Origin of the sequence: Paracoccus pacificus (assembly GCF_042680785.1) — a bacterium.
Lineage (GTDB): Bacteria > Pseudomonadota > Alphaproteobacteria > Rhodobacterales > Rhodobacteraceae > Paracoccus > Paracoccus pacificus.
The window spans coordinates 1-24,432 of the sequence record NZ_JBHUEN010000012.1 but is presented as its reverse complement, the minus strand read 5'-3'; the positions used below and the strand labels follow the sequence as shown (position 1 = coordinate 24,432).

The following is a 24,432-nucleotide window of genomic DNA, read 5'->3' as shown; positions in this document are numbered from 1 at the left end:
GCCCGGGCGCGGCCGCCTGAGCCGCGCCCGGGGCCAATCCGGGGAATGCAATGTCCGGGACTGCGGACAAGATGACCTGTCGGCGCAAGGCGTCGACACCCGTATTCAGAACCCGTGAACCATCTACCCGGCAACGAATACCCGCTGCCCCGGCAAGACAGCGTGGCCACCTAAGTCAATATTCCGATAAAAAAGTCAAATAAACTCTTTTTGTTAGGGGAAATCATTCGTTCACCACCGACCAAAGTTGCATGACATCCCCGCCCAGCCGCCGCACGCCCCGCAACCGCAGGCGCGGCATCGCGGACAGCGGCGCCAAAGGCAGCGCGGCGACGGCGGCACGACCCTCGGCGCCCAGAACCAGGCCGGCCGAATAGGTGATCAGGTCATCGACCAGTCCGGCGGCAAGCAGACTTGCGGCAAGGGCGCCGCCGCCCTCGCACAGCACGCGGGTCAGCCCGGCCCCGGCTAGCGCCCGCATCATCGCAACCGGGTCGAGATGCCCCTGCACGCTATCGACACCGATGCCGCGCGCGCCCGGCGGCAGCGCCACGGCCACATCGCGGTCGTGCAGCAGCCACAGGGGGCCCGCGTCGTGATCCTCTGGCAGCGGCGGGATATCGCCCCGGGCCGAAGCGATGACGCGGACCGGCTGGCGCACCGGGCCGAAACCACGCACGTTCAGCGCCGGCAGATCGGCGCGCGCGGTGCCCCCGCCCACCATCACGGCGTCATGGGTCAGGCGCAGAAGATGCACCTGACGCCGGGCCTCGGCCCCGGTGATCCAGCGGCTTTCACCCGAAGCGGTGGCGATGCGGCCGTCAAGGCTGGTCGCGAGCTTCAGCGTCAGCATCGGCCGGCCAAGGGTGATCCGGTTCAGAAACCCCCGGTTCAGTGCGGCGGCCTGATCGCGGCCGACGCCCTCGGTCACCGTAACCCCCGCCGCACGCAGCCGCGCCAGCCCGCGCCCGGCGACGCGCGGGTCCGGATCGGTCAGCGCCACGACCACCCGCGCCACACCGGCCGCGATCAGCGCATCCGCGCAGGGCGGCGTCTTGCCGTAATGCGAGCATGGCTCAAGCGTCACATAGGCGGTGGCCCCGCGCGCCTTGTCACCCGCCGCATCCAGCGCGAAACGCTCGGCATGGGGTCGGCCGCCGGGCTGGGTCCAGCCCCGCGCGACCACGATACCGTCGCGGACGATGACGCAGCCTACCGCCGGATTGGGCCAGACATTGCCAAGCCCGCGCCGCGCCAGACCCAGCGCATGGGCCATGTGGCGCGCATCGTCGGCATGGCTCAAGCGTCGTCCTTTTGGTCGGGACGCAGTTCGGACACGAATTTGTCGAAATCATCCGCGGCCTGGAAATTCTTGTAAACGCTGGCGAAGCGGACATAGGCGACGGTGTCGATCCTGGCCAGCGTCTCCATCACGATCTCACCGATGACTTTCGAGGGGATATCCGTTTCGCCCAGCGACTCGAGCCGACGCACGATGCCCGAAATCAGCTGGTCGATCCGTTCCGGCTCGATCGGGCGTTTCTGCATCGCGATGCGGACCGAGCGCCCCATCTTGTCGCGATCGAAATCCTCGCGCCGGCCGGTCGATTTGACCACCACCAGATCGCGAAGCTGGACCCGCTCATAGGTTGTGAAACGGCCCCCGCAGGCGGGGCAAAAGCGCCGGCGCCGGATCGAGACATGGTCTTCCGCCGGACGCGAATCCTTGACCTGGGTATCGACGTTTCCGCAGAACGGACAGCGCATGGCGCCCCCTTTTTATCCCCAATGTGGCGGTGTTGGCCCACCATTCGGCCATGACTATAGGGGGGCCGCTTCCGGTTGGGTAGGCGGAAAACCGGGCCACAAGATGCGGATTCGCAACTGTTGCACGGCTGCCGCGTTCAAGCCCCGACGCCTGCGGCAAAGCGCCACGACGGTTTGCCGCGGGGGCGCCTTGAACCGCCATGGGATGTAAGCCACAATCCGACGATACCTTGCAGCACATGAACCGTGGGAAAGAAAATGTCTTACGATACAATTCTCACCGTGATGGCCGGGCGCGATCAGGACAAGCAACCGAATGCGGCAAGCCTTGCCGCGCTGACCGCGGCCGAAACCCTGTGTTCGGTTTTCGATGCGCATCTGGACATATTCTGTCTTGGTCTGGATCAGGTGCATGCGGGGTTCTATTACCCCGATGCCGCGCCGCAGGTTTTCAAGGACGCCATCGACCGCGCCGTCGACAGCGCGCGCGCCGTCGAGGCGATCGTCAACGAACGGATGCGGGGCAGCACGGTCCGCTGGTCCATCGACACCGCCGTCGCCCAGTTGGGCGGGGTGTCGGCGCTGGTCGGGCAGAAGGCGCGGTTTTCCGATCTGGTGGTGATGCCCCGCCCCTATGGCGACGACGCGCCCCCCGATACCGTGGCGATCACCGAGGCGGCGCTGTTCCAAGGATCGGCCCCGGTGCTGGTCCTGCCTCCGGGGGCTCCGCCCGAGTTGCCGCCCCGCCGCATCCTGATCGCATGGAACGAGGGCGAAGAGGCGCTGGACGCCGTCCGCCGGTCCCTGCCCTTCCTGCGCGGCGCCGAAACGGTCGAGATCCTGATCATCGCGCCGCCGCCCTCGGGGCGCGACGCGGCAGAACCGGGCAGCGAGTTGTCGCAGATGCTGGCGCGCAAGGGCGTCCCGACCAAAATATCGGTGGTCGCCCAGACCTATCCGCTGACCAGCGACGTGATCAAGCAGCACACCCTTGAAACCGCCGCCGAGATGGTCGTCATGGGCGGCTATGGCCATTCCCGTTTCCGCGAAGCGATCTTGGGCGGCACCACACGCAACATGCTGCAGGATGCGAACATCCCGATCCTGATGGCGCGCTGAGCGCCCTGCCCGACGCGCGAAAACCGTATCACTGTTGAAGATCGCGTCACGGGGCCGGCGCGCCCCGCCGGCATCCGGTATCGGTCAGTTGCCCATGATCATGCCGGTCAGGGCTTCCTTTTCGGCCGCGAGTTCCTTCAGCCGCGCCGATACCGCATCGCCGATCGAGACGATGCCGATCATCTGCCCGCTGTCATCCACCACCGGCAGGTGACGAAAACGGCCTTGCGTCATGCGGTCCAGCACGACCAGCGCGTCATCGGCGCTGTGGCAGGTATGCACGCCCTTGGTCATCAGCTCGCCCACCGGCTTGTCCAGCACTTCCGGGCCGTGCCGTCCCAGCTCTCGCACGATGTCGCGTTCGGACAGGATCCCGGTCAGCTTGCCCGCCGCATCGCTGACGACAACCGCGCCGATGCGCTTTTCGGCCAGAACCCGCGTCGCCTCGCCCACCGTCGTCTCGGGCGTGATGGTCACCAACTGGTCGGGGCTGACCGCTGGTTTCATGACAAGAATCTGACTGACGAGCATTTCCGCCTCCCTGGCTATTACCCCCAAAGTTGCGCGGCACGGAAATGATCGTCAAGCCTGTTCAGGCGTTTGCGACCCGTGGCATCGGTTTATGCAGATTCCTGCGCGTTCGCGCGCCATCGTCGCGGCGAAAACCCGCAAAACCGGGCCGCGCCGGCCATTCCGGACCGTCAGCCGGGCCAGTCGGCTTTCGCCGCAAGTCGCTCTAATCGGGCGACTTCTTGCCGGACGCCATCGGCAAGCTCATTGGCCAGCCGGGTCAGCCGGTCGGAATGGCGGTCGTCGATATGCCGGATCAGCCAGAAGGCGCGGCTTAACGCAACCTCGTCGGGCAGGATCCGCCGCACCCCGGTCGCCGCGGGAATGGCGAAGTCATGGACGATCCCCACCCCGGCGCCGGCGCGGATCGCCTGCATCTGCACCGCCACCGAGTTCGAGGTCAGCGCCGCACCGCTGACCCCGGTTTCGGCCAGATAGTCCAGCTCGCTGTCGAAAATCATGTCGGCGATATAGCCGATCATGCGGTGCCTGCGCAGATCGGCGCGGCTGCGGATCGGCGGATGCCGGGTCAGGTAATCCTCGGATGCGGCAAGCGACAGGCGGTAATCGCTGAGCTTCTGCACCGTCTGCCGGCCGCCCGAAGGGGGCGAGACCGCGATCGCCAGATCAGCCTCGCGCTTGGTCAGGTTGAAGATGCGCGGCAGGGCGATGATCTGCACCTCAAGCCCCGGATGCGCGTCGCAAAGCGCCGCCGCGACCTGCGGCAAAAGATAGTTCGCGCACCCGTCCGGCGCGCCGATCCGCAATTGCCCGGTCAGGCCCCCCGGCCCGGTCAGAGCCTCGGCCGCGCCGGTCGCCGCCCGCTCGGCCGCCTCGGCGTGAATAACCAGCCGGGCGCCGTCCTTGGTCAGCGCGTAACCCTGCGGCGTCTTGGCGAAAAGCTCGCTGCCCAGCTCACGCTCCAGCCGCGCGACCCGGCGCCCGGCGGTCGACGCATCCATGCCCAGCCGCCGCCCCGCCGCCGACAGGCTTTCGTCGCGCGCGACCGCCAGAAACACCCGCAGATCGTCCCAGTCCAAGATCGCCAACCTTTGCAAAAACGCAAAATGGATTTGCCAACCTTTGCCTGTTCACCGCATTTCCGCAAGACTATGATCGGCGTCAAGCTAAGGATTGGAGGCTACCATGAAGCAAATCGGACATTGGATCGACGGCAAGGAAGTCGCCGGCACCTCGGGGCGCACGGCGGATGTGTTCAACCCGGCCACTGGCGAAGTTCAGGCCCAGGTGGCCCTTGCCAGCGACGCCGAGATCAAGGCCGCGATCGACAGCGCGGCCAAGGCCCAGAAGGGCTGGGGCGCCACCAACCCGCAGCGCCGCGCCCGGGTGATGATGAAAATGGTCGATCTGATCAACCGCGACATGGACAAGATGGCCGAGGTCCTGTCCAGCGAGCATGGCAAGACCTTTCCCGACGCGAAAGGCGACATCCAGCGCGGTCTGGAAGTGATCGAATTCTGCATCGGCGCGCCGCATCTGCTGAAGGGCGAGTTCACCGACTCGGCCGGGACCGGCATCGACATGTATTCGATGCGCCAGCCGCTGGGCGTGGTCGCGGGCATCACCCCCTTCAACTTTCCGGCGATGATCCCGCTGTGGAAGATGGGCCCGGCGCTTGCCTCGGGCAATGCGATGATCCTGAAACCAAGCGAGCGCGACCCCTCGGTGCCGCTGATGCTGGCGGCGCTGTGGAAAGAAGCCGGGCTTCCCGATGGCGTGTTGCAGGTCATCAACGGCGACAAGGGCGCGGTCGATGCGCTTTTGCACAGCGATGTCATTCAGGCGGTGGGCTTCGTCGGCTCGACCCCGATCGCGCAATATATCTATGAAGAAGCCGCGAAAACCGGCAAGCGCGCGCAATGTTTCGGCGGCGCCAAGAACCACATGATCATCATGCCCGACGCCGATCTGGATCAGGCGGCGGACGCGCTGGTCGGCGCCGGCTTCGGCGCGGCGGGCGAACGCTGCATGGCGATTTCCGTGGCGGTGCCGGTGGGCGAGAAAACCGCCGACGCGCTGATCGAACGGCTGGTGCCGCGCATCGAAAAGCTGAAGGTCGGCCCCTATACCGCCGGCAACGACGTGGATTACGGCCCGGTCGTCACCAAGGCCGCGAAAGAAAATATCGCGCGTCTGGTCCAGACCGGGATTGATCAGGGCGCCGAGCTTGTCGTCGACGGCCGCGACTTTACGCTTCAGGGCTATGAGGACGGGTTCTTCGTCGGTCCGCACCTGTTCGACCGGGTGACGCCTGACATGGACATTTACAAGACCGAGATCTTCGGCCCGGTTCTGTCCACCGTCCGCGCCGGCTCCTATGAAGAGGCGATCGGTCTGGCCATGGACCATGAATATGGCAACGGCACCGCGATCTTTACCCGTGACGGCGACACCGCGCGCGATTTCGCCAACCGGATCAACATCGGCATGATCGGGATCAACGTGCCGATCCCGGTGCCGCTTGCCTATCACACCTTCGGCGGCTGGAAGAAATCCGGCTTCGGCGACCTGAACCAGCATGGCCCGGACGCCTTCCGCTTCTACACCCGGACCAAGACGATCACCTCGCGCTGGCCCTCGGGGATCAAGGAAGGCGGCGAGTTCAACTTCAAGGCTTTCGACTGATCGGACAACGGGCGCGGTTCATGCCGCGCCCTTTCGCTTTCGGCTGGGCGCGGTTGGATCCACCGCATCGCGATCAGACGCGCCGAACAGGGCGACTTGGCGCAAATCGGCGCAATCGTTGTGAAATCGTGGCAGCATGCTTTTGCGGGGTTTGCTGCCAGCTGTGTTTCTGAACGGGCTGTCCGCTGATCAACAGCATGAGCGTCACCTGCGCCGGTTCGCGGCCGATCATCGGCTGGCCCGGCGCGCGATCCGACCTGTGCCGTGGACGGCGAAACCCTTGCCATCTGTCTGCTGCCCAAGGTTCGGCGCAGCGATATTGGGACACGGCTGATGCAGCGGCGCGTTACCGCAAACCGTAAGACAGCGGATTGCCGCCGCCCGAGATTGAACACGGCGGTCAGCAGCACGCTCAACGCGGCTTGGTCTGGCCGGATCTATCCCGACTCCGCGACCGGCCGGAGCGGTGGCGGAGGGCGGTATCGGCTCAGCCCCAGCGCGGCTTTCGCTTTTCAAAGAAGGCCGAGACACCTTCGGGCGCCTCATCGCCGTTCCAGACGCCGATCAGCGCGTCGATGCTGTCGGCGATAGTCTCATCGTCGATGCGCGGGCCAAGCGCGCGCGCCAGCGCCTTGGCCGCCGCGACCGCACCCGGCGCGCATTGCAAGTATGGCGCGACCTCGGCCTCGACCGCGGCATCCAGATCCTGCGGCTCGGTGACGCGGGCGAGCAGGTTCAGCGCCACGGCCTCATCGGCATCGAAAAGCCGCGCGGACATGAACACCCGCCGCGCCTTGCCCTCGCCCATGCGGGCCAGCACATAGGGGCCGATGGTGGCCGGGATCAGGCCAAGCCGGGTCTCGGTCAGGCCAAAGCGCGCGGTCCGGGCGCCAATGGCCACGTCGCAGACCGACATCAACCCGAGACCGCCGCCGAAGGCATTGGCGTGAATGCGTCCGATCAGCGGCTTGGGCAGATCGTTGAGCGCCTTCAGCATCATCGCAAGCTCGGTCGCAGCCGCACGCCGGGTCGCGGTATCGGCGTTCATCTGTTCCTGCATCCAGCCCAGATCGCCGCCGGCGCAGAAGGTTTTGCCCTCGGCCGCCAGAACCACGACCCGCACCGCCGGATCGGCCGCAAGCTGGCCGGCGGCGGCGGTCAGATCGCGCAACATCTGTGCGGACAGCGCATTGTGCTTATCGGCGCGCGCCAGCCACAGGGTCGCGACGCCGCGCGGATCGACCTCGATCCGAACCGTGTCAAACATTGCGCATCCCCCGTGCCATATCGGCCGCCCGGGCGACGATGCCCATGTCAAGGCCGGTATCGAACCCCTGCCCGGCCAGATATTCGGCCACCCGCTCGGTCGCGACATTGCCTTTGGCGCCGGGCGCATAGGGGCAGCCGCCAAGCCCGCCGACTGCCGCGTCGAATACCCGCACCCCCCGGGCGATGCTCGCGTCGATATTCATCAGCGCCCGGCCGGCGGTGTCGTGGAAATGGCCGGCAAGCCGGGTCGCCGGAACCTCGTCCAACACCGCCGACAGCATCGCGTCGACCGTCTCGGGCGTGCCTTGCCCGATGGTGTCGCCAAGGCTGATCTCATAACAGCCCATGTCGCGCAGCGCCGCCGCGACACGGGCCACGTTTTCGGGAGGGGTCGGGCCGTCGAAGGGGCAATCCGTCACCACGCTGACATAGCCGCGCACCGGCACCGCGTCCCGCGCCGCCGCCTGCGCCACAGGCGCGAACCGTTCCAGACTTTCGGCGATCGAGGCGTTCAGATTGGCCCGGCTGAACCCTTCCGAGGCGCTGGCGAAGATCGCGACCTCGTCGGCCGCGGCCGCGCGCGCGGCGTCATAACCCTTCATGTTCGGCGTCAGCACCGCGTACCGGACGCCGGGCGCACGGGTGATCCCGGCCATGACCTCGGCCGCGTCGGCCATCTGCGGCACCCATTTCGGCGAAACGAAACTGGTGACCTCGATGCGCCGGAACCCGGCCGTGGACAACAGATCGACCAGCGCGATCTTTTCCGCCGCCGGGATCAGCCGCTTTTCATTCTGAAGCCCGTCGCGGGGCCCCATCTCGAATATCTCGATATGTTCAGCCATCTGGGATCTCGTAGAAATCTTTTTCGTAAATGTCGCCGTCGCCACCGATCGACAGCGCGCGCTGCCATGCCGGGCGCGCCTGGGTCCGTGCTGCATAAGCCGCAAGGGCCGGGTATCTCTCGCGCCGGAGATAGCGGAAGGTCGCGCCCATATTGAAGCCCATCATGCAGTCGGCGGCGGAAAATCCGCTGGCGAGCAGATAGTCCTGATGGCTCAGATGGCGTTCCAGCGCATCGGCGGTCAGCGCCAGCCGCTTGGTGTCAAGCCGCATCAGCGGGATCGAGCGGGCCTCGGGCGGGCGCAGGAAGATATGCTGAATATTCAGCGCCTGAAACTGATAGGCCTGGGTTTCGGCAAAGCTGATCCATTCCAGAAAATCGGCCCGATCCGATGCGCCCGGTTTCGGGGCCAGCTTGCCTTCACGCTCGGTCAGGTACTGGATGATCGCGCCCGATTCAAAGATCGTACGGCCGTCGATTTCAAGCGCAGGCACGCGACCGGCCGGCGACATCGCCAGAAACTCGGGGCTGCGCAGACTGCCGTCGGTCAGCGACCAGATGCGGATGTCGGCGGGCAGGTTCAGCTCTTCCAAAAGCCACAGCACCCGGATCGAGCGTGAGCCGGGGATATGATGCAGGCGGATCATGCGGCGGTCTCCTCGTCCTCGGCCAGACGGATCAGGGGCGCGCCGGCCTCGACCTGATCGCCGGCGCTGGCCAGCACCTCGGCCACGGTGCCGTCGCGGGCGGCGGTCAGGGTGTGTTCCATCTTCATCGCCTCGAGCACCGCCAGCCGGTCGCCCGCCGCCACCTGATCGCCCGCCGCGACGAAGATCGCCTTGACCAGCCCCGGCATCGGCGACAGCGTCAACCCGCCGCCGGTCTCGGCGCCGGCCCGGTCGAGCGGATCGGCAGGAACCAGTGTCAGGCTGCGCCCGCCAAAAACCGAGGTGCCGGCGGCATGGTTGATGATCCGCGAACGCCGCGGGCTGCCATCGACCCACCAGCGGTCGCCGCGCCACAGGATGTCGTGGCTGGAATCGTCCAGCGTGACCCGCGCCGCACCCGGGCCCAGCACCTCGACCACGGCCTGCCCACCTTGCCACGCGACGGTGCGGCGCAAGGGCTGCCACAGCGTGATCCCGCCCCGTACATTCGGATCGTCAAGCCCCGCCAGCCCCAGCACGGCAAGCGCCCGCGCGCGCGGATCGGGCGCCGCCGCCGCCGTCAGCGTCTCCAGATCGCGGCCGATCAGGCCGGTATCGACCTGCCCCTTGCGGAAACCGGGGTGACGGGTCAGGGCGATCAGGAATTCAAGATTGGTGGTCGTGCCCGCGACCTCGGTGTCGACCAGCGCCGATTCCAGCGCCCGCAGCGCGATGGCGCGGGTGGCGCCATGGGTGACGATCTTGGCGATCATCGGATCATACCACGGGCTGATCGTATCGCCGGGCCGGACGCCGGTTTCGATCCGGGCGGTTTCCGGGAAAGCCAGATGCGCAAGCTGCCCGGTCGCCGGCAGAAAGCCCGCCGGCACGTCCTCGGCGTAAAGCCGCGCCTCGAAAGCGTGGCCGTTGATGTGCAGATCCTCCTGCCGCTTGGGCAGGAACTCACCGCTTGCGACCCGCAGCTGCCATTCGACCAGATCGACGCCGGTGATCAGCTCGGTAACCGGATGTTCGACCTGAAGGCGGGTGTTCATCTCCATGAACCAGAACCGGTCCGGCCGCAGACCGTCCGAGCCGTCGACGATGAATTCGATCGTGCCGGCGCCGCGATAGCGGATCGCCTCGGCGGCGCGGACTGCGGCGGCGCCCATGACCTTGCGCATCTCGGGGGTCATGCCGGGGGCCGGCGCCTCTTCGATGACCTTCTGGTGGCGCCGTTGCAGCGAGCAGTCGCGCTCGAACAGATGCACCGCGCGGGTGCCGTCGCCGAAGACCTGCACCTCGATGTGGCGGGGCTGCTGGATGTATTTCTCGATCAGCACGGCGGGGTTGCCGAAAGCGGTCTGCGCCTCGCCCTGCGCGCTGGCCAGCGCATCCTGAAAATCCTGCGGCCGTTCGACCAGCCGCATGCCCTTGCCGCCACCGCCCGCCACCGCCTTGATCAGGACCGGATAACCGATGCGCTCGGCCTGTCTGGCAAGATGGGCGGGGTCCTGATCGGCGCCGTGATAGCCGGGCACCACCGGCACGCCCGCCTGTTCCATCAGGGCTTTCGCCGCGTCCTTGAGACCCATTTTGCGGATCGCATCGGCGGTGGGTCCGATAAAGACCAGCCCGGCATCGGTCACCGCATCGACGAAATCGGGGTTTTCCGACAGAAAGCCATAGCCCGGATGGATCGCCTGCGCGCCGGTGTCGAGCGCCGCCTGAATGATCGCGTCGCCGCGCAGATAGCTGTCGCGCGGCGCCGGACCGCCGATCAGCACGGCCTCGTCCGCCATGGCGACATGACGCGAGGCGGCATCGGCCTCGGAATAGACGGCGACGGTCGCCACGCCCATGCGCCGGCAGGTGTCGATGACGCGGGCGGCGATTTCGCCCCGGTTCGCGATCAGGATTTTTTCGAACATGAGCAGGCCCTTGGGTCGGAGGGTGCGGCCGGGGGCTGCGCGCCCCCGGACCCCGCGGGATATTTAGACAAGGAAGATACAGGCGGGCGGCTGGCAGGTGGTCATGCCGCGTTCCCTTCGGCGGGATCGGCACGCATGAGGCGGGAAAAGCGGTGGCGATAGATCAGGTTGGGGCGCGTGCCGGAATTCCAGTAGAACATCAGCGGCACCATCAGGGTCAGGACAAGGACGATCCACACCAGAGCCGACGCCATCGGATTGCGCAGAAACAGGCAGGGAATAGCGGCAAGTCCGACAATGAGTGTTAGCAGGTTCAGCGGCAGCAACAGGAGAGAGAGCCAATTCAGGTTGCCGAACAGAAGAATGTCCAGAACGATAATGGCCAGAAAATAGGCGGAGGCGAGAACGGTAAGCACGCACCATGCGATGATCCACCAAATGCCGCCAAGGCTTTGCGACAGCGGATGGCTCAGCGCGAATTCCGGGCCGGTATCGACCCATTCCTCCTCGATGATGCCGCCGGACGGGTTCATCGCCCGCCCCCGGCCTTTAGCAGTCCGGCGATCTCGGCGAACCCCAACCGCGTGGCGTGCTGAAGGGGGGTCACCCCGTCGAAATCGGGAATATTCGGATCGGCCCCGCCATCGAGCAGAAGGCGCACGATCTGCTGGTGGCGCGCTCCGCCATCGGCAAGGATCACCGCCTCCATCAGCGCGGTCCAGCCGAGATTGTTGACATGGTTCACATCGACCCCGGCCGCGATCAGCGTCGCCACCGTCTCGACATGGCCGCGTTCCGAGGCCGGGATCAGCGCCGTGCCGCCATAGCGATTTGTGCTTTTCAGATCGGCGCCGTTTTCCAGCGTCAGGCGCAGGATCTCCAGATGGCCGCGCGCGCCGGCATAAAGATAGGGCGAATCCTGAATGCCGTCCTTGGCGTTCACATCGGCGCCGGCCTCGATCAGGGTGCGGGCGGCTTCGACGTGATTGGCATGGGTCGCCAGAAGCAGCGCGGTTTCGCCCTTGGTGTTACGGGTATCGACCGGGGTGCCGGCGGCGATCTCGGCGCGGATCGCGGCCGCATCGCCATTCGCGGCGGCGCGCAGCAAGCCGCCGCCATCGGCTGCCGCAGGGCCACCCGCCATGCCGGCGGCCATCAGCGCAGGTGTCAGAAAATGCCGCGCAAGCCATTTCATGCCGCTAACCCGCCTTTCTTCCTTGTACAAATATCCCCGCCGGAGGCAGCCATCATCGCCCCCCTTTACATCCGGAACACGCCGAAGCGCGTCGGCTGGATCGGTGCGTTCAGCGCCGCCCTTAACGACAGGGCCAGCACGTCGCGGGTTTTCCTCGGGTCGACGATGCCGTCGTCCCAAAGCCGGGCCGAGGCGTAAAGCGGATGCGACTGACGCTCGAACATCTCGATCGTGGGGCGCTTGAATTCGGCCTCCTCCTCGGCGGACCAGGTGCCGCCCTTGCGCTCGATCCCGTCGCGGCGCACGGTGGCCAACACGCCCGCCGCCTGCTCGCCGCCCATGACGCTGATCCGGCTGTTCGGCCAGGTCCACAGGAAGCGGGGCGAATAGGCGCGCCCGGCCATGCCATAGTTGCCGGCGCCGAACGAACCGCCGACCAGCATGGTGATCTTCGGCACCTGCGTCGTCGCCACCGCCGTCACCATCTTGGCGCCGTGGCGCGCGATGCCTTCGTTCTCGTATTTCCGGCCGACCATGAAGCCGGTGATATTCTGCAGGAAAATCAGCGGGATATTGCGCTGACTGCAAAGCTCGATGAAATGCGCCCCCTTGATCGCGCTTTCCGAAAACAGCACGCCGTTATTGGCGACGATGCCGACCGGGCAGCCCTCGATATGGGCAAAACCGGTCACCAGCGTCTCGCCGTAACGCGCCTTGAACTCGTCGAAACGCGAGCCGTCGACGGTCCGCGCGATCACCTCGCGGATGTCGTAAGGCGTGCGCAGATCGCCCGGCACCACGCCTAGAATTTCCTCGGGGTCATAGGCCGGGGCCTCGGGCGACTGCCAGACCACGGTCTGCGGCAGGCGGCGGTTCAGCTGCTGGACGGCGCGCCGCGCCAAAGCCAGCGCATGGGCGTCATCCTCGGCCAGATAATCGGCCACGCCCGACAGGCGCGTGTGCACATCGCCGCCGCCGAGGTCTTCGGAGCTGACCACCTCGCCCGTCGCCGCCCGCACCAGGGGCGGCCCGGCCAGAAAGATCGTGCCCTGACCCCGCACGATGATCGAAACATCGGACATGGCCGGAACGTAGGCCCCGCCCGCCGTGCTGGACCCCATCACCACCGCGATCTGCGGAATGCCCTTCGCCGACATATTGGCCTGATTGAAGAAGATGCGGCCGAAATGCTCGCGGTCAGGGAAAACCTCGTCCTGATTGGGCAGGTTCGCCCCGCCCGAATCGACCAGATAGATGCAGGGCAGGTTGCACTGTTCGGCGATCTCCTGCGCGCGCAGGTGCTTTTTCACCGTCATCGGGTAATAGGTGCCGCCCTTGACGGTCGCATCATTGGCCACGACCATCACGTCCTGACCATGCACGCGGCCGACGCCCGCGATGATCCCCGCACCCGGCGCATCGCCGTCATACATGCCGTAAGCCGCCGTCGCCCCGATTTCGAGGAAGGGCGAGCCGGGATCGAGCAGGTTCGCCACCCGTTCGCGCGGCGGCATCTTGCCGCGCGCGGTGTGACGCTCCATCGCCTTTTCACCGCCGCCTGCCAGCACCGCATCGGCGGCGGCGCGGGCGGTCGCCAGCAGGTCCAGATGCGCGGCGCGATTGGCGCGGAAGGCGTCGGAACTGGTCAGGGCCTGTGAGTTCAGCTTCATCTCGGCAATCCCATGGTTCGTCAGCTTTGTCGCCGCCTAGGTCCGGTCGCGCTGATAGGACATCAGCAGAATGACCTGCCGCGCGGTTTCGTTCAGCTTGCATTGCGGCTCGGCGACCGCGCCGCCGGTGCCGCGCCCGTTGGTCACCTTGTCATAGGCGCAACGGGCATCGCGAAAGCTGATCCAGTCGCGTTCCATCCGCCGCAATGCCGCCGCGCGGTCGGCCCCGCGCGCCTCTTCGGTCGCGAGCAATTCCGTATAGACCCGGGTCAGCTCGGTTTCCCAATATTGCCATTCCGCGTCGAGGCAATTCAATTGCATATCCACCGGGTTCATTTCGGGGTACCGGGACTTGGCATAGGCTATGCAGGCCGGTTGCGCGGTCCCGGCGCAATCCAGCCGCGCACCATCGCTGTCGGCGTTGCTGATGCATTGCGCGAGCGCCTGCGGATCGACGCCCGATGCGTCACCGCCGATCGCGGCGACAGGAGATGCTGCGAACAGGATCGCGGCCAGATGAGCGGGGTGCAAGCGCGGCATCAGGGCTCCTCCGTCTGGTCGCCGATCAGATTCAGATATTGCTGGGCGGTCAGCTTCATGGCGCATTGAACGCTGGCCGGACCGCCGCCGCTGCCACCACCCCATTTGCTTTCTTCATAGGCGCAGGCGACATCCCGGAAAGCGATCCATTTCCGCTGCATGTCGCGCAGCAGCGGCGCCTGCTGCGGGGCGGCCGAGCCGAGTTCCTTCATCTCGGCATCCGTGGCCTCGGCCTCGGTCAGCGCGGCGCCGTAGGCCTCATTCAGCATCAGGTCCCAGCGATCCAGTTCCTGCTTGAGGCAATAGGACGTTCCGACCGTGGTGCCGCCCTCGGGCGTCTCCATGCAGCGATTGGCGGCTCGGCCGATGCAGGCGAACGGATCGCCGTCCCCGTCCCGGCGCGCATCCAGACATTCATCAAGGATCGCGCTATCGAATTTCGGTTCCGCCGCCGATTCCTGCGCGCTTGCCGTCGTCGCGCCAAGGGCCAGCAGCGACACCACGAGAATTCCGCTCAACCAATTCATTCCAAAAACTCCGTTCAAACCCTTTATCACACCAGCCCCATCAACTCGCGTCCGATCAGCATGCGGCGGATTTCCGAGGTGCCGGCGCCGATCTCCATCAGCTTGGCGTCGCGGAACAGCCGGCTGACGGCGCTGTCGTTCAGAAAGCCCGCGCCGCCCAAGGCCTGCACGGCCTGATGCGCCTGCACCATCGCCTGTTCGCTGGCGTAAAGCACCGCGCCGGCGGCGTCCTGGCGCGTCACCCGACCCGCGTCGCAGGCCTTCGCGACCTCATAGACATAGGCGCGGGCGGTGTTCAGCGCGACATACATATCGGCGATCTTGCCCTGCATAAGCTGGAAATTCCCGATCGGCTGGCCGAATTGCCTGCGGTCGCGGACATAGGGCATCACCTCGTCAAGGCAGGCGGCCATGATGCCGGTGCCGATGCCCGACAGGACCAGCCGCTCGTAATCAAGTCCGGACATGAGAACGCGCACGCCCTTGCCCTCGGCGCCCAGCACGTTTTCAAACGGCACTTCGCAGTTTTCAAAGATCAGCTCGCCGGTGTTCGAGCCGCGCATGCCCAGCTTGTCGAAATGCGGGCTGGTCGAGAAGCCCTTGAAGCCGCGCTCGACGATGAAGGCGGTGATGCCCTTGCTGCCGGCCTCGGGGTCGGTCTTGGCATAGACGACCAGCGTATCGGCGTCGGGGCCGTTGGTGATCCAGTATTTGTTGCCGTTAAGCACGTAATAGCCGTTGCGCTTCTCGGCCCGCAGCTTCATCGACACCACGTCGCTGCCCGCGCCCTCTTCGGACATGGCCAGCGCGCCGACATGTTCGCCGCTGCACAGCTTGGGCAGGTATTTCGCCTTCTGCTCGGGGCTGCCATTCAGCTTCAACTGGTTCACGCAAAGGTTTGAATGCGCGCCATAAGACAGGCTGACGCTGGCGCTGGCACGGGCGATTTCCTCAACCGCGACGGTATGGGCCAGATAGCCCATGCCGCTGCCGCCCAGCTCCTCGGGGACGGTAATGCCCAAGAGACCCAGCGCGCCCATCTCGGGCCAAAGCTCGGCGGGGAAATTGTTCGAGCGGTCCACCTCGGCCGCGATCGGCTTGATGCGGTCCTGCGCCCAGCGATGCACCATATCGCGCAGGGCGTTCACATCCTCGCCCAGATCGAATTCCATGGCTTTCGTGAACATGACGGCCCTCCCCGGGGTTATTGAACAGGCGTTCATTTACCGGCGCGCCGTTGGGCGGTCAAGCCGGAACCTGTCCTGTCACCACCCTGCCACGTCCGGCCCGAAAGTCCAGCGCGGACGCATGGCGTTATGTCGGGCCACGGCAGCGCGCGGCAATGGGGGAATATGACCACCGGCCGGTCGCGGGCGGAAAGCCGAAAGGGACACGGTTGGGGAGGGATGGCCGGTGACTGGCCGGTGACTGGGCGGTGGCTGGGCGGTGGCTGGGCGGTCAGCCCCGCCCCCAGCCGCCCGAGGTCGGGGTGCGCAGTTCCACCACCTCGCCGGCCTCGAGTGCCGTCTGCGCACAGGCCGGCAGAATCTCGCGGCTGCCGTCCTGCCGCAGAACCGCCGTCTCGCCGGGCTGGCCGTCGCCGCCGCCAGCCACGCCGCGCGGCGGCAATGTCCGGTGGCTCGACAGGATCGCCATTTCCATCGGCGCGCGAAAGCGGATGCGGCGCAGCGTGCCGTCGCCGGCGGTGCCCGCACCCTTGCCGCCAGAGCCGGGGCGCAGGCTGAATTCCTCGAGCAACACGGGAAAACGCATCTCCAGCACCTCGGGGTCGGTCAGGCGGCTGTTGGTCATGTGGACATGGACGCCGCCGGTTCCGTCGAAAACCCGGCCGTCGTTCATCACCCCGGCCGGGCTGCCCGAGCAGATCGTCTCGTAATACTGATAGGTGTCGTTGCCGAAGGTCAGGTTGTTCATCGTGCCCTGGCTGTTGGCGATGGCCCCCATTGCGCCAAAAATGGCGTTGGTCACGTGCTGGCTGGTCTCGACATTGCCGGCGACGACGGCGCGGGGGTATTCGGGCGCCAGCATCGAGCCCTTGGGCACGATGATCCGGATCGGGCGCAGGCAGCCGGCGTTCATCGGGATCGGGCTTTCGACCATGACCCGGAAACAGTACAGCACCGCCGCCCGCGTCACCGGCTCGGGCGCGTTGAAGTTGTTGGCGATGGCGTCCGAGGTGCCGGTGAAATCGACCGTCGCCTCGCGTGCGTCGCGGTCGACGGTGATCTTCACCCGGATCACCTGACCCGTATCGGTCGGATATTCATATTCGGCATCCGACAGCCGGCCGATCAGGCGCGCGACCTCTTCGGCGGCATTGTCCTGCACATGGCCCATATAGGCGGTGACCACATCCAGCCCGAAATCATCGACCATCCGGCGCAGCTCGGCCGCGCCGCGTTCGTTTGCGGCCACCTGAGCCTTCAGGTCGGCGATGTTCTGGGCCGGGTTGCGCGCCGGCCATTTATGTTCGGTCAACAGCCGGTAAGTGGCTTCCTCGCGGAAACGGCCCTGCTCGACCATCAGGAAATTGTCGATCAGCACGCCTTCCTCGTCCACGGTGGTGGCAAGGGGCGTCATGCTGCCGGGGGCGGTTCCCCCCACATCGGCGTGGTGCCCGCGCGAGGCAACCCAGAAGATGATCCGGCCATCCAGAAACACCGGCGACACCACGGTGATGTCAGGCAGATGCGTGCCGCCGTTATAGGGTGCGTTCAGCGCGAATACGTCGCCGGGACGCGGGTTCGGGTTCTGGCGGATGATCGCCTCGACGCTGCGATCCATCGACCCCAGATGCACCGGCATATGCGGCGCGTTCGCGACCAGCGCCCCGGTCGCATCAAACACCGCACAAGAGAAATCGAGCCGTTCCTTGATGTTCACCGATTGCGCGGTGTTTTGCAGCGCCAGCCCCATCTGCTCGGCGATGTTCATGAACAGGTTGTTGAACACTTCCAGCAGGATCGGATCGGCGCTGGTGCCGGCGGCAAGGCTGCGCTGCGCGGCCTCGTGCCGCCGCATCAGGATAGTGCCCTGCGCGGTCAGCGTCGCGGTCCAGCCCGGTTCGACCACGATGGTCTGGTTCGCCTCGACGACCAGCGCCGGGCCGCGGACCGCGTCACCGGGGGCAAGATCCTCGCGCAGCCAGACCGCCGCGTCCCGCATTTCGCCACCCGCATACATCGGCACCGTGCGGCCCGGCTCGCGCAGGTTTTCCGCCGTCCGGGCGCCGGCAGCGGCCGGGGAATCGTCGCGACGTTCGGCCCCTTCGACCTCGGCCGCCTCGACGATCACGGCGCGTTCGGGGCTGATGAAGCCGAACTGGGCGCGATGCGCCTGTTCAAAACCGTTGCGCGCCGCCGCCGCATCGCCCGACCACTCGATCGGCAGCGCATTGTCGGTGCCGTCATAGCGCAGATGCAGGCGCGGGGTGAAATCGTGGTCCCGCACGCCCTGCCCGGCCAGATCCCCGGTGACCTGATCGCGCAGCGCCGCCAGCGCCTGTTCGATCCGGTCGGTTTCGGAAAGGTCGATCACCAGCCCCTGCTGCCGGCTGGCCGAGACCCGGGCCAGCCCGATGCCATAGGCCGACAGAAGGCCGGACAGCGGGTGCACCAGCACCGCCTCCATGCCAAGCGCATCGGCCACCAGACAGGCATGCTGACCACCGGCACCGCCAAAGCTGTTCAGCAGGTAATTGGTCACGTCATAGCCACGCTGGACGCTGATCCGCTTGACCGCATTGGCCATGTTGTCGACGGCGATGCGGATGAAGCCCTCGGCGACCTCCTCGGGCGTCTTGCCGATGCCCGCCGCGATGTCGGAGAATTTGCGGCGCACGACCTCGGCGTCCAGCGGCTGATCCTGCCCGGGGCCGAAGATCGCCGGGAACAGCTCGGGGTTCAGCTTGCCCAGCATCACATTCGCATCGGTCACGGTCAGCGGCCCGCCCCGGCGATAGCAGGCCGGCCCCGGATCGGCGCCGGCGCTGTCGGGGCCGACCCGGAACCGCCCCGGCTCGGCATGCAGAATCGAGCCGCCGCCCGCCGCGACGGTATGGATGCGCATCATCGGCGCGCGGATCCGCACGCCCGCGACCTCGGTATCAAAGGCGCGCTCATAGGCGCCGGCCGAATGGGCGACATCGGTGCTGGTCCCGCCCATGTCAAAGCCGATGACCCGGTCGAAACCCGCCTCGGCGGCGGTCTGGACCATGCCGACGACCCCACCCGCCGGCCCGGACAGGATCGCGTCCTTGCCCTGAAACTGCTCGGCCGCGGTCAGCCCGCCGCTGCTCATCATGAATTGCAACGTCGGCCCCGGCTGACTCGCCGGCGTCGCCCCAAGTGCCTTGGACACGCGCGCTACATAACGGCGCAGGATCGGCGACAGATAGGCGTCGACCACGGTGGTGTCGCCACGCCCGACCAGCTTGACCAGCGGGCTGACCTGATGACTGACCGAAACCTGCTGAAAGCCCATTTCCCGCGCAAGAGCCGCAACCGCGATTTCATGCGCGGGGTTGATCCATGCATGCATCAGCACGATGGCGACCGAGTCGATGCCCTCGGCCCGCAACCTTTCCAGTTCGGGCCGCAGCGGGTCCAGATCCAGCGGCGTTTCTTCGGTCCCGTCGGCGAACAGGCGCCCGGTCACCTCAATCACTTTCTCATAAAGCTGGTCGGGAAGTATGATTTCCTTGGCGAAAATATCCGGCCGTGCCTGATAGGCCAGACGCAGGGCATCCCGGAAGCCGCGATTGATGATCAACGCCGTCCGGTCGCCCTTACGCTCCAGCAGCGCGTTCGTCGCGACCGTGGTCCCCATCCGGACGGTGCCGATCCGCGCCGGATCCAGCCCGCCCAGCAGACGCCCGATCCCTTCGATCGCCGCATCGGGATAGGATTCGGGGTTTTCCGACAGAAGTTTCAGGGCATGAAGCCCGCCGTCCGGGTCGCGCCCCACCACATCGGTGAAGGTGCCGCCCCGGTCGATCCAGAAATCCCAGACCCTAGAATCGCTGCCACTGGTCATAAGGTCCCCCGGTTTTCCCCACCTGTCGTCAGGATTGGTTGTCAAATTGCGGGCACCCCGTCAACCACGCAACCGCCGCCCGTCACGACGCCCGCACCCGCGTCGCCAAGCCCCGCCAAACCCCCTTGCCCCGGCGCGCGCAAGCGGGCATAAGCCACGCGCCGGGTGGTTAGCTCAGTTGGTAGAGCGTCTCGTTTACACCGAGGATGTCGGGGGTTCGAGCCCCTCACCACCCACCATTGCACGCGACATGTTTTCCTTGAGTTTTCGTGGCGCTTTTCCCATCATGAGGCGACGGCCGTTCCGTTGTGGAACCATAGCTTTACCGAAGGTCATTGAAACACATGCCAGACCCGCAAACGTCGCTGCTGATCAAGCGCTATGCCAGCCGGCGGCTCTATAACACCGAAACCAGCGATTATGTGACGCTTGATGACATCGCCGGGTTCATTCGCGCGGGGCGCGAGGTCAGGATCGTCGATCTTAAATCGGGCGACGACCTGACCCGGCAATATCTGCTTCAGATCATCGCCGAGCATGAGGGTCGGGGCGAGAATGTGCTTCCGGTCGATGTGCTGACCGATCTGGTGCGCAGCTATACCACCAGCGCGCAAAGCGTGGTGCCGCAGTTTCTGGCCGCCAGCTTCGAGATGCTGCGCGAGGGGCAGTCGAAGATGATGGAAAACATGTCGACCTTCCCCAACCCGATGTCGTCGATGCCGGGGTTCGAGCAGTTGCAGAAACAACAGCAGCGGTTTCTGAAAGCGATGATGGGCGGCTGGGCCCGCGCCGGCAGTAGCGGGCCGGAATTCGACGATGACGACGCCCCGATGCCTGATCCGGCGCCCGACCCCGCCCCCGAGACTGCGCCACCGCCGCCCAAAGCCGCCAGATCCGCCAAAAACCGCGCCGCCGCCGCCGAAACCCCGGCTGCGGACCCGGCCGATGAGGACGACGAAAAACTCGGCGCCATCCGGCGCGAGCTTGCCGCGCTTCAGAAAAAGATTTCGCAGCTTTAGCGGCGAACATCGGCGCATCCGCCCTTGCCACCCCCAGCCCGACCGGCTAAATCGCCCGGACGGACGGTTGGCCGAGTGGTCGAAGGCGCACGCCTGGAAAGTGTGTAGGCGGGGAACCGTCTCGAGGGTTCGAATCCCTCACCGTCCGCCACTTCCCCGCTTCAAAACATTGATATTTCTGTATTATTTAGCCAATGGCTGAAAGCGCCCCCCAATTCTTCCTTACCTAAAAGGAAAAGACGTGGACAAGGCGGGAACGTTACGGACGGTTGTCCCGGAATTTTTCAGGAAAGGGAGAGCAACAGGCCTCCTACTGCCCCCGCACGTTCGAGGCATTGGGATCAGATCGGATGGACCAATTGCCGCCGCGGCGGGCACATCACGTCCAGAAAGGCCTGCCCGCCCATGCGGCCTTCGTGATTTCCGAGCGGTTGAACATGGCGGGCTTCCCTCTCGTATGATGATAGCATATGCCGTTAATACAAAATTTGTGCTTAAAGTATGTGAATGAGTTATGAACGCAGAACGGTTCAAAGCGGCAAAGGCGTTTCTCGGCCTGACCAACCCACAGCTTGCTGAAATGACGGGGTTGCACGGGAACCCGCTCAACAAGCCGGACCAGGGCGAAGGGAAAGCCGCGACGGCGCAGCTTGCAAGGCTGACCCTCGAAGCCCCAGGCAATCAGTTTTTCGAAGACGGAAAGGTCGCCGCCGGGCCGGGCGTGGCGATGAAGGAGGCGCAGGCATGAACAGGTCAGATATTATCGTTTCTGTGAAAGAACCCGCGAAATGGTTTTTTTCACAGTTTGGGCAGTTGGTTATAGCGGTCGGCTTGACCTCGCTGGTGTTCAACTATGCCTATCGTTTCGCGGTCGACTGGGACGCCTCTGGCTTCTGGTTCTATGCAGCGACGCTTGTTCTGGCGCTGATCACATTCGTGGCGTTCCGTCGGGACTATATCTCCGTAAATCGCTATGCTTTCTCGCCGGACAGAATCTCGGTCTCCACGCTTCTGGGAACAGAACGAACATATCCGACTGAGAGTTATCGCTGGGTCCCTTCGCTGCATAAGACCGTAAATTTTCCAGAGAAACCCGCAGATCTGTCGTTCTACGTCCAAGATATCAAGACCGGCCGGAATCTTCGCAACTATGCGTGGAAAGGGTTCCCTGTGGACGAATTTAAGAAGGTATCGAAGCTGTACGGCTATCGCGGAGAAACCGATTTCAAGCAGAAGGACTTTGGTCGCAGCTAAGCCCTCCGGCCGGATGAATGTGGTGTGTCGTTACCCTCTGCCTTCATGCCGTGCGGGGGGTCGGTTGTGAAGATTACGCGCCACCCGTCAACTGACCGGAAGTCTACTGCAGCGTATCGCGCTTAGTCCGCTGCGAGGCGTCGCCACCCTGCTGATCAGGCAACCGTCCGCAGAGTTGCGCATCGTTTGACCGCAACCCCCAAACCGGTGTGTCGAGAACGTTTCAGCGATTTATACCGTGCACATCCAGAACGGTTTCCGACCGCGCCGGGGCGGGGAAAATGCGCTATCTGATCAACCCCTTCCAGCGACGGTACGTTCCCTGCGTTCCACATAGCAGCAGGGCACAGCGGCAATCCGTCCGTTACAGCCAACAACAAGGCCGCTATGCCGCACTGTGATCACCACACCACAGTGCGCCACAACCACCCGGTTCAGAAAACCAGCGGGCGGCCCTTGGAATGATGGCGGCCGGCAAGTTTGCGGCCCTTTCCGCCGGCCACCAGCTCGCGCGCCGGCGGCAGACCGATGCCGCTTTCCAGTTCCGGGAACAGCGCGAAGATCTCGGCGCGGGCAGCCGGGCCGACCGATTTCAGCGCCTCGGTCCCGGTAAACAGCGACTCCGTCTCGGCTCCGTTGGAATACACAATCTGATGCTGATCGAACAGCAGATGGACATAGGTCACGCTGGTCAGATCATCCGCGACGTCGATCCCCTCGATCGCCGTCAGATGCTTGGCGGCGACCAGAACCTCCATGGCGCCGAACATCCGTGCCGCGATTTTCGAGCGGACGAGGATCCGGTGCTGCGGCGAGACGACAAGATCCGTCGCAGGAACGCCCGCGCCCAAGGCGTCCTTGCGGATGCGGATCGGTTGCAGGTTTGGATGCGCCGCCAGCGATTGTCTGTCCAGCCGGCGCTTGCCGATCCAGCGGATCGCCTGCATCCCGCAGTCACGCGTCCGGACAAGATCGCCGACCGCAAGATCACCTGCCTGCGAAAAGCCGGTTTCGGTTTCGATCAGCGTCTCGGCCGCGAAGCATGGCACGTTGGTGTTGTCATAGGTCAGATCGTCGGGCTTGGTGGCGGCGGTGCCGCTTTTGATCGTCATGGTGAAGTTCGACGCGAAGCCGTTCTTCGTATTGATGTCGTCCAGCACACCATCGGCCTGATCGGCCCGCAGCCAGCCAAGCGCCGTCGTATAGGGCTTCAGGTTCGCAGCCATCCGCGCCGCGTTGATGATCGCAAGGTTATCGTTGTTATAATAACTGCTGAGATCGACGAAATCGTTATTGTTCTGGACGCCGTCGTTATAGTCCTGACCATTGCCGGTGTTGAAGTCGGTGATCGTGTCGCCGTTGCCGGCGGCGAAGGTATCGAACCCCTCGCCTCCGGTCAGGTTGTCGACGCCCGCGCCACCATCCAGCGAGTCATTGCCGACGCCACCGGACATGGTGTCGTCCCCGGCGCCCCCCAAAAGGATGTCGTTTCCGGCGTCGCCATTCAGCACGTCATTGCCGTCGCCGCCGTCTATGCGGTCATTGTCGGCGCCGCCCGAGATCGAATCCGCCCCGGCCCCGCCCAGAATGTTGTCCGCACCCGCACCGCCGGTGACGGTATCGTTGCCGGCACCCGCGACGATGCTGTCATTGCCGTCGCCGCCATCAATCGAATCCGCGCCGCCGGCGGCGTCCGTGCCGGCAAGGTCATCGCCATAGATGGTGTCGTTGCCGCCGCCACCGAAGATCGTGTCACTGCCCAAACCGCCGGTCAGCGAATCCGCCGCGCCGTCGTCGGTGCCGCCGATCGAGTCGCCATAACCGTAGATCAGGTCATTGTCGGCGCCGCCGTCGACGGTGTCGGACCCGTCGCCGGCGAAGATGGTATCATTGCCGGTGCCGCCGGCGATGCTGTCGTTGCCGGCATCGCCGCGGATGATGTCGCCATCCGCCCCGCCGTCCACCCTGTCGTCGCCCGCGCCGCCCAAAAGCGAGTCCGCCCCGGCCCCGCCCAGAATGACGTCGTTCCCGGCACCGCCCGTAACGGTATCATTGCCGACACCCGCGACGACGCTGTCATCGCCGTCACCGCCATCAATCGAATCCGCGCCGCCAAGCGTATCCGTGCCCGCAGCATCATCCCCATAGATGGTGTCGTTGCCCGCGCCGCCCAGGATCGTGTCGCCCCCGGCACCGCCGGTGACGGTATCGTTGCCGATGCCCGCGATGATGCTGTCATTGCCAGCGCCGCCATCAATCGAATCCGCGCCGCCAACCGTATCCGTACCGGCAACGTCGTCACCATAGGGCGCCTCTAAAAATTGCAGCAATGCGGCGGTCGGGGTATGACGCGGGAGGCGTTCGACGGTAGGGGCATGG

General features: G+C 65.5%; 21 protein-coding genes and 2 tRNA genes. 7 read left to right on the top strand and 16 right to left on the bottom strand.

What is annotated here, in order from left to right:
- Positions 1–223: 223 nt before the first annotated feature.
- Both ribD and nrdR read right to left on the bottom strand, forming a co-directional pair.
- Positions 224–1,303, bottom strand: coding sequence for a bifunctional diaminohydroxyphosphoribosylaminopyrimidine deaminase/5-amino-6-(5-phosphoribosylamino)uracil reductase RibD (ribD, locus tag ACFSCT_RS04370; protein ID WP_379140416.1), 1,080 nt, complete (start codon positions 1,301–1,303; stop codon positions 224–226).
- On the bottom strand, positions 1,300–1,767 hold the full coding sequence (gene nrdR, locus ACFSCT_RS04365; protein ID WP_379140414.1) for a transcriptional regulator NrdR: 468 nt from the start codon (positions 1,765–1,767) through the stop codon (positions 1,300–1,302). Before nrdR ends, ribD begins: the two co-directional genes overlap by 4 nt.
- A gap of 258 nt (positions 1,768–2,025) precedes the next feature.
- Here nrdR and ACFSCT_RS04360 point away from each other — a divergent pair, with 258 nt between their 5' ends.
- A complete protein-coding gene (locus ACFSCT_RS04360; RefSeq protein ID WP_379140412.1) occupies positions 2,026–2,886 on the top strand; it encodes a universal stress protein in 861 nt (286 codons plus the stop codon).
- A gap of 84 nt (positions 2,887–2,970) precedes the next feature.
- Here ACFSCT_RS04360 and ACFSCT_RS04355 read toward each other — a convergent pair whose 3' ends face one another.
- Both ACFSCT_RS04355 and ACFSCT_RS04350 read right to left on the bottom strand, forming a co-directional pair.
- Positions 2,971–3,417 carry a CBS domain-containing protein gene (locus ACFSCT_RS04355; RefSeq protein WP_379140411.1) on the bottom strand — a complete coding sequence of 149 codons (447 nt, stop codon included), beginning with the start codon at positions 3,415–3,417 and terminating at the stop codon, positions 2,971–2,973.
- 170 nt (positions 3,418–3,587) lie between these two features.
- On the bottom strand, positions 3,588–4,496 hold the full coding sequence (locus ACFSCT_RS04350; protein ID WP_379140409.1) for a LysR family transcriptional regulator: 909 nt from the start codon (positions 4,494–4,496) through the stop codon (positions 3,588–3,590).
- A gap of 106 nt (positions 4,497–4,602) precedes the next feature.
- Here ACFSCT_RS04350 and ACFSCT_RS04345 point away from each other — a divergent pair, with 106 nt between their 5' ends.
- The gene (locus ACFSCT_RS04345; RefSeq protein ID WP_379140407.1) at positions 4,603–6,102 is read left to right on the top strand and encodes a CoA-acylating methylmalonate-semialdehyde dehydrogenase; all 1,500 of its coding nucleotides are present in this window, start codon (positions 4,603–4,605) and stop codon (positions 6,100–6,102) included.
- Between the two features lie 487 nt (positions 6,103–6,589).
- Here ACFSCT_RS04345 and ACFSCT_RS04340 read toward each other — a convergent pair whose 3' ends face one another.
- The 11 genes from ACFSCT_RS04340 to ACFSCT_RS04290 all read right to left on the bottom strand — a co-directional run bounded on the left by ACFSCT_RS04340 (position 6,590) and on the right by ACFSCT_RS04290 (position 19,780).
- Positions 6,590–7,369 carry a crotonase/enoyl-CoA hydratase family protein gene (locus ACFSCT_RS04340; RefSeq protein WP_379140405.1) on the bottom strand — a complete coding sequence of 260 codons (780 nt, stop codon included), beginning with the start codon at positions 7,367–7,369 and terminating at the stop codon, positions 6,590–6,592.
- Positions 7,362–8,216, bottom strand: coding sequence for a hydroxymethylglutaryl-CoA lyase (locus ACFSCT_RS04335; RefSeq protein WP_379140403.1), 855 nt, complete (start codon positions 8,214–8,216; stop codon positions 7,362–7,364). Before ACFSCT_RS04335 ends, ACFSCT_RS04340 begins: the two co-directional genes overlap by 8 nt.
- Positions 8,209–8,862: a glutathione S-transferase family protein gene (locus ACFSCT_RS04330; RefSeq protein ID WP_379140400.1), complete on the bottom strand. Its 654-nt coding sequence runs from the start codon at positions 8,860–8,862 to the stop codon at positions 8,209–8,211. The genes ACFSCT_RS04335 and ACFSCT_RS04330 overlap by 8 nt, the downstream gene beginning before the upstream one ends.
- Positions 8,859–10,793 carry an ATP-binding protein gene (locus tag ACFSCT_RS04325; RefSeq protein WP_379140398.1) on the bottom strand — a complete coding sequence of 645 codons (1,935 nt, stop codon included), beginning with the start codon at positions 10,791–10,793 and terminating at the stop codon, positions 8,859–8,861. Before ACFSCT_RS04325 ends, ACFSCT_RS04330 begins: the two co-directional genes overlap by 4 nt.
- Before the next feature lie 101 nt (positions 10,794–10,894).
- Positions 10,895–11,326, bottom strand: a complete 432-nt coding sequence (locus ACFSCT_RS04320) for a hypothetical protein (protein ID WP_379140396.1) — start codon at positions 11,324–11,326, stop codon at positions 10,895–10,897.
- Entirely contained in the window at positions 11,323–11,988 is a 666-nt protein-coding gene (locus ACFSCT_RS04315; RefSeq protein WP_379140395.1) for an ankyrin repeat domain-containing protein, read from the bottom strand. Before ACFSCT_RS04315 ends, ACFSCT_RS04320 begins: the two co-directional genes overlap by 4 nt.
- A gap of 65 nt (positions 11,989–12,053) precedes the next feature.
- The gene (locus ACFSCT_RS04310) at positions 12,054–13,658 is read right to left on the bottom strand and encodes a carboxyl transferase domain-containing protein (protein ID WP_379140393.1); all 1,605 of its coding nucleotides are present in this window, start codon (positions 13,656–13,658) and stop codon (positions 12,054–12,056) included.
- Positions 13,659–13,694: 36 nt separating this feature from the next.
- Positions 13,695–14,198: a lysozyme inhibitor LprI family protein gene (locus tag ACFSCT_RS04305; protein ID WP_379140391.1), complete on the bottom strand. Its 504-nt coding sequence runs from the start codon at positions 14,196–14,198 to the stop codon at positions 13,695–13,697.
- Positions 14,198–14,716 carry a lysozyme inhibitor LprI family protein gene (locus ACFSCT_RS04300; RefSeq protein WP_379140389.1) on the bottom strand — a complete coding sequence of 173 codons (519 nt, stop codon included), beginning with the start codon at positions 14,714–14,716 and terminating at the stop codon, positions 14,198–14,200. Before ACFSCT_RS04300 ends, ACFSCT_RS04305 begins: the two co-directional genes overlap by 1 nt.
- A 35-nt stretch (positions 14,717–14,751) precedes the next feature.
- Positions 14,752–15,912 (bottom strand): isovaleryl-CoA dehydrogenase, encoded by a 1,161-nt coding sequence (locus ACFSCT_RS04295; RefSeq protein WP_379140387.1) that lies wholly within the window; start codon positions 15,910–15,912, stop codon positions 14,752–14,754.
- Between the two features lie 271 nt (positions 15,913–16,183).
- Positions 16,184–19,780, bottom strand: a complete 3,597-nt coding sequence (locus ACFSCT_RS04290) for a hydantoinase B/oxoprolinase family protein (protein ID WP_379140385.1) — start codon at positions 19,778–19,780, stop codon at positions 16,184–16,186.
- A 163-nt stretch (positions 19,781–19,943) separates the two neighbouring features.
- Here ACFSCT_RS04290 and ACFSCT_RS04285 point away from each other — a divergent pair.
- The 5 genes from ACFSCT_RS04285 to ACFSCT_RS04265 all read left to right on the top strand — a co-directional run bounded on the left by ACFSCT_RS04285 (position 19,944) and on the right by ACFSCT_RS04265 (position 22,053).
- A tRNA-Val gene (locus ACFSCT_RS04285) sits at positions 19,944–20,019 on the top strand.
- A 105-nt stretch (positions 20,020–20,124) separates the two neighbouring features.
- Positions 20,125–20,799, top strand: coding sequence for a polyhydroxyalkanoate synthesis repressor PhaR (gene phaR / locus ACFSCT_RS04280; protein ID WP_379140383.1), 675 nt, complete (start codon positions 20,125–20,127; stop codon positions 20,797–20,799).
- Positions 20,800–20,860: 61 nt separating this feature from the next.
- A tRNA-Ser gene (locus tag ACFSCT_RS04275) sits at positions 20,861–20,950 on the top strand.
- A gap of 363 nt (positions 20,951–21,313) precedes the next feature.
- Positions 21,314–21,547, top strand: coding sequence for a hypothetical protein (locus ACFSCT_RS04270; RefSeq protein ID WP_379140381.1), 234 nt, complete (start codon positions 21,314–21,316; stop codon positions 21,545–21,547).
- The gene (locus tag ACFSCT_RS04265; protein WP_379140380.1) at positions 21,544–22,053 is read left to right on the top strand and encodes a hypothetical protein; all 510 of its coding nucleotides are present in this window, start codon (positions 21,544–21,546) and stop codon (positions 22,051–22,053) included. The genes ACFSCT_RS04270 and ACFSCT_RS04265 overlap by 4 nt, the downstream gene beginning before the upstream one ends.
- Before the next feature lie 434 nt (positions 22,054–22,487).
- Here the strand turns inward: ACFSCT_RS04265 and ACFSCT_RS04260 are convergent.
- Positions 22,488–24,432 (bottom strand): Hint domain-containing protein (locus tag ACFSCT_RS04260; protein WP_379140378.1); only part of this gene is annotated, 1,945 nt, incomplete at its 5' end.

Bases quoted from the DNA above. Each gene is read 5' to 3' on its own strand.
- ACFSCT_RS04360 (WP_379140412.1), top strand. From the start codon at position 2,026: ATGTCTTACGATACAATTCTCACCGTGATGGCCGGGCGCGATCAGGAC.
- ACFSCT_RS04340 (WP_379140405.1), bottom strand. From the start codon at position 7,369: ATGTTTGACACGGTTCGGATCGAGGTCGATCCGCGCGGCGTCGCGACC.
- ACFSCT_RS04310 (WP_379140393.1), bottom strand. From the start codon at position 13,658: ATGAAGCTGAACTCACAGGCCCTGACCAGTTCCGACGCCTTCCGCGCC.
- ACFSCT_RS04265 (WP_379140380.1), top strand. From the start codon at position 21,544: ATGAACAGGTCAGATATTATCGTTTCTGTGAAAGAACCCGCGAAATGG.
- ACFSCT_RS04270 (WP_379140381.1), top strand. From the start codon at position 21,314: ATGAACGCAGAACGGTTCAAAGCGGCAAAGGCGTTTCTCGGCCTGACC.
- phaR (WP_379140383.1), top strand. From the start codon at position 20,125: ATGCCAGACCCGCAAACGTCGCTGCTGATCAAGCGCTATGCCAGCCGG.
- ACFSCT_RS04290 (WP_379140385.1), bottom strand. From the start codon at position 19,780: ATGACCAGTGGCAGCGATTCTAGGGTCTGGGATTTCTGGATCGACCGG.
- ACFSCT_RS04315 (WP_379140395.1), bottom strand. From the start codon at position 11,988: ATGAAATGGCTTGCGCGGCATTTTCTGACACCTGCGCTGATGGCCGCC.
- ACFSCT_RS04335 (WP_379140403.1), bottom strand. From the start codon at position 8,216: ATGGCTGAACATATCGAGATATTCGAGATGGGGCCCCGCGACGGGCTT.
- ACFSCT_RS04355 (WP_379140411.1), bottom strand. From the start codon at position 3,417: ATGCTCGTCAGTCAGATTCTTGTCATGAAACCAGCGGTCAGCCCCGAC.
- ACFSCT_RS04345 (WP_379140407.1), top strand. From the start codon at position 4,603: ATGAAGCAAATCGGACATTGGATCGACGGCAAGGAAGTCGCCGGCACC.
- ACFSCT_RS04305 (WP_379140391.1), bottom strand. From the start codon at position 14,198: ATGCCGCGCTTGCACCCCGCTCATCTGGCCGCGATCCTGTTCGCAGCA.
- ACFSCT_RS04320 (WP_379140396.1), bottom strand. From the start codon at position 11,326: ATGAACCCGTCCGGCGGCATCATCGAGGAGGAATGGGTCGATACCGGC.
- ACFSCT_RS04325 (WP_379140398.1), bottom strand. From the start codon at position 10,793: ATGTTCGAAAAAATCCTGATCGCGAACCGGGGCGAAATCGCCGCCCGC.
- ACFSCT_RS04295 (WP_379140387.1), bottom strand. From the start codon at position 15,912: ATGTTCACGAAAGCCATGGAATTCGATCTGGGCGAGGATGTGAACGCC.
- nrdR (WP_379140414.1), bottom strand. From the start codon at position 1,767: ATGCGCTGTCCGTTCTGCGGAAACGTCGATACCCAGGTCAAGGATTCG.
- ACFSCT_RS04330 (WP_379140400.1), bottom strand. From the start codon at position 8,862: ATGATCCGCCTGCATCATATCCCCGGCTCACGCTCGATCCGGGTGCTG.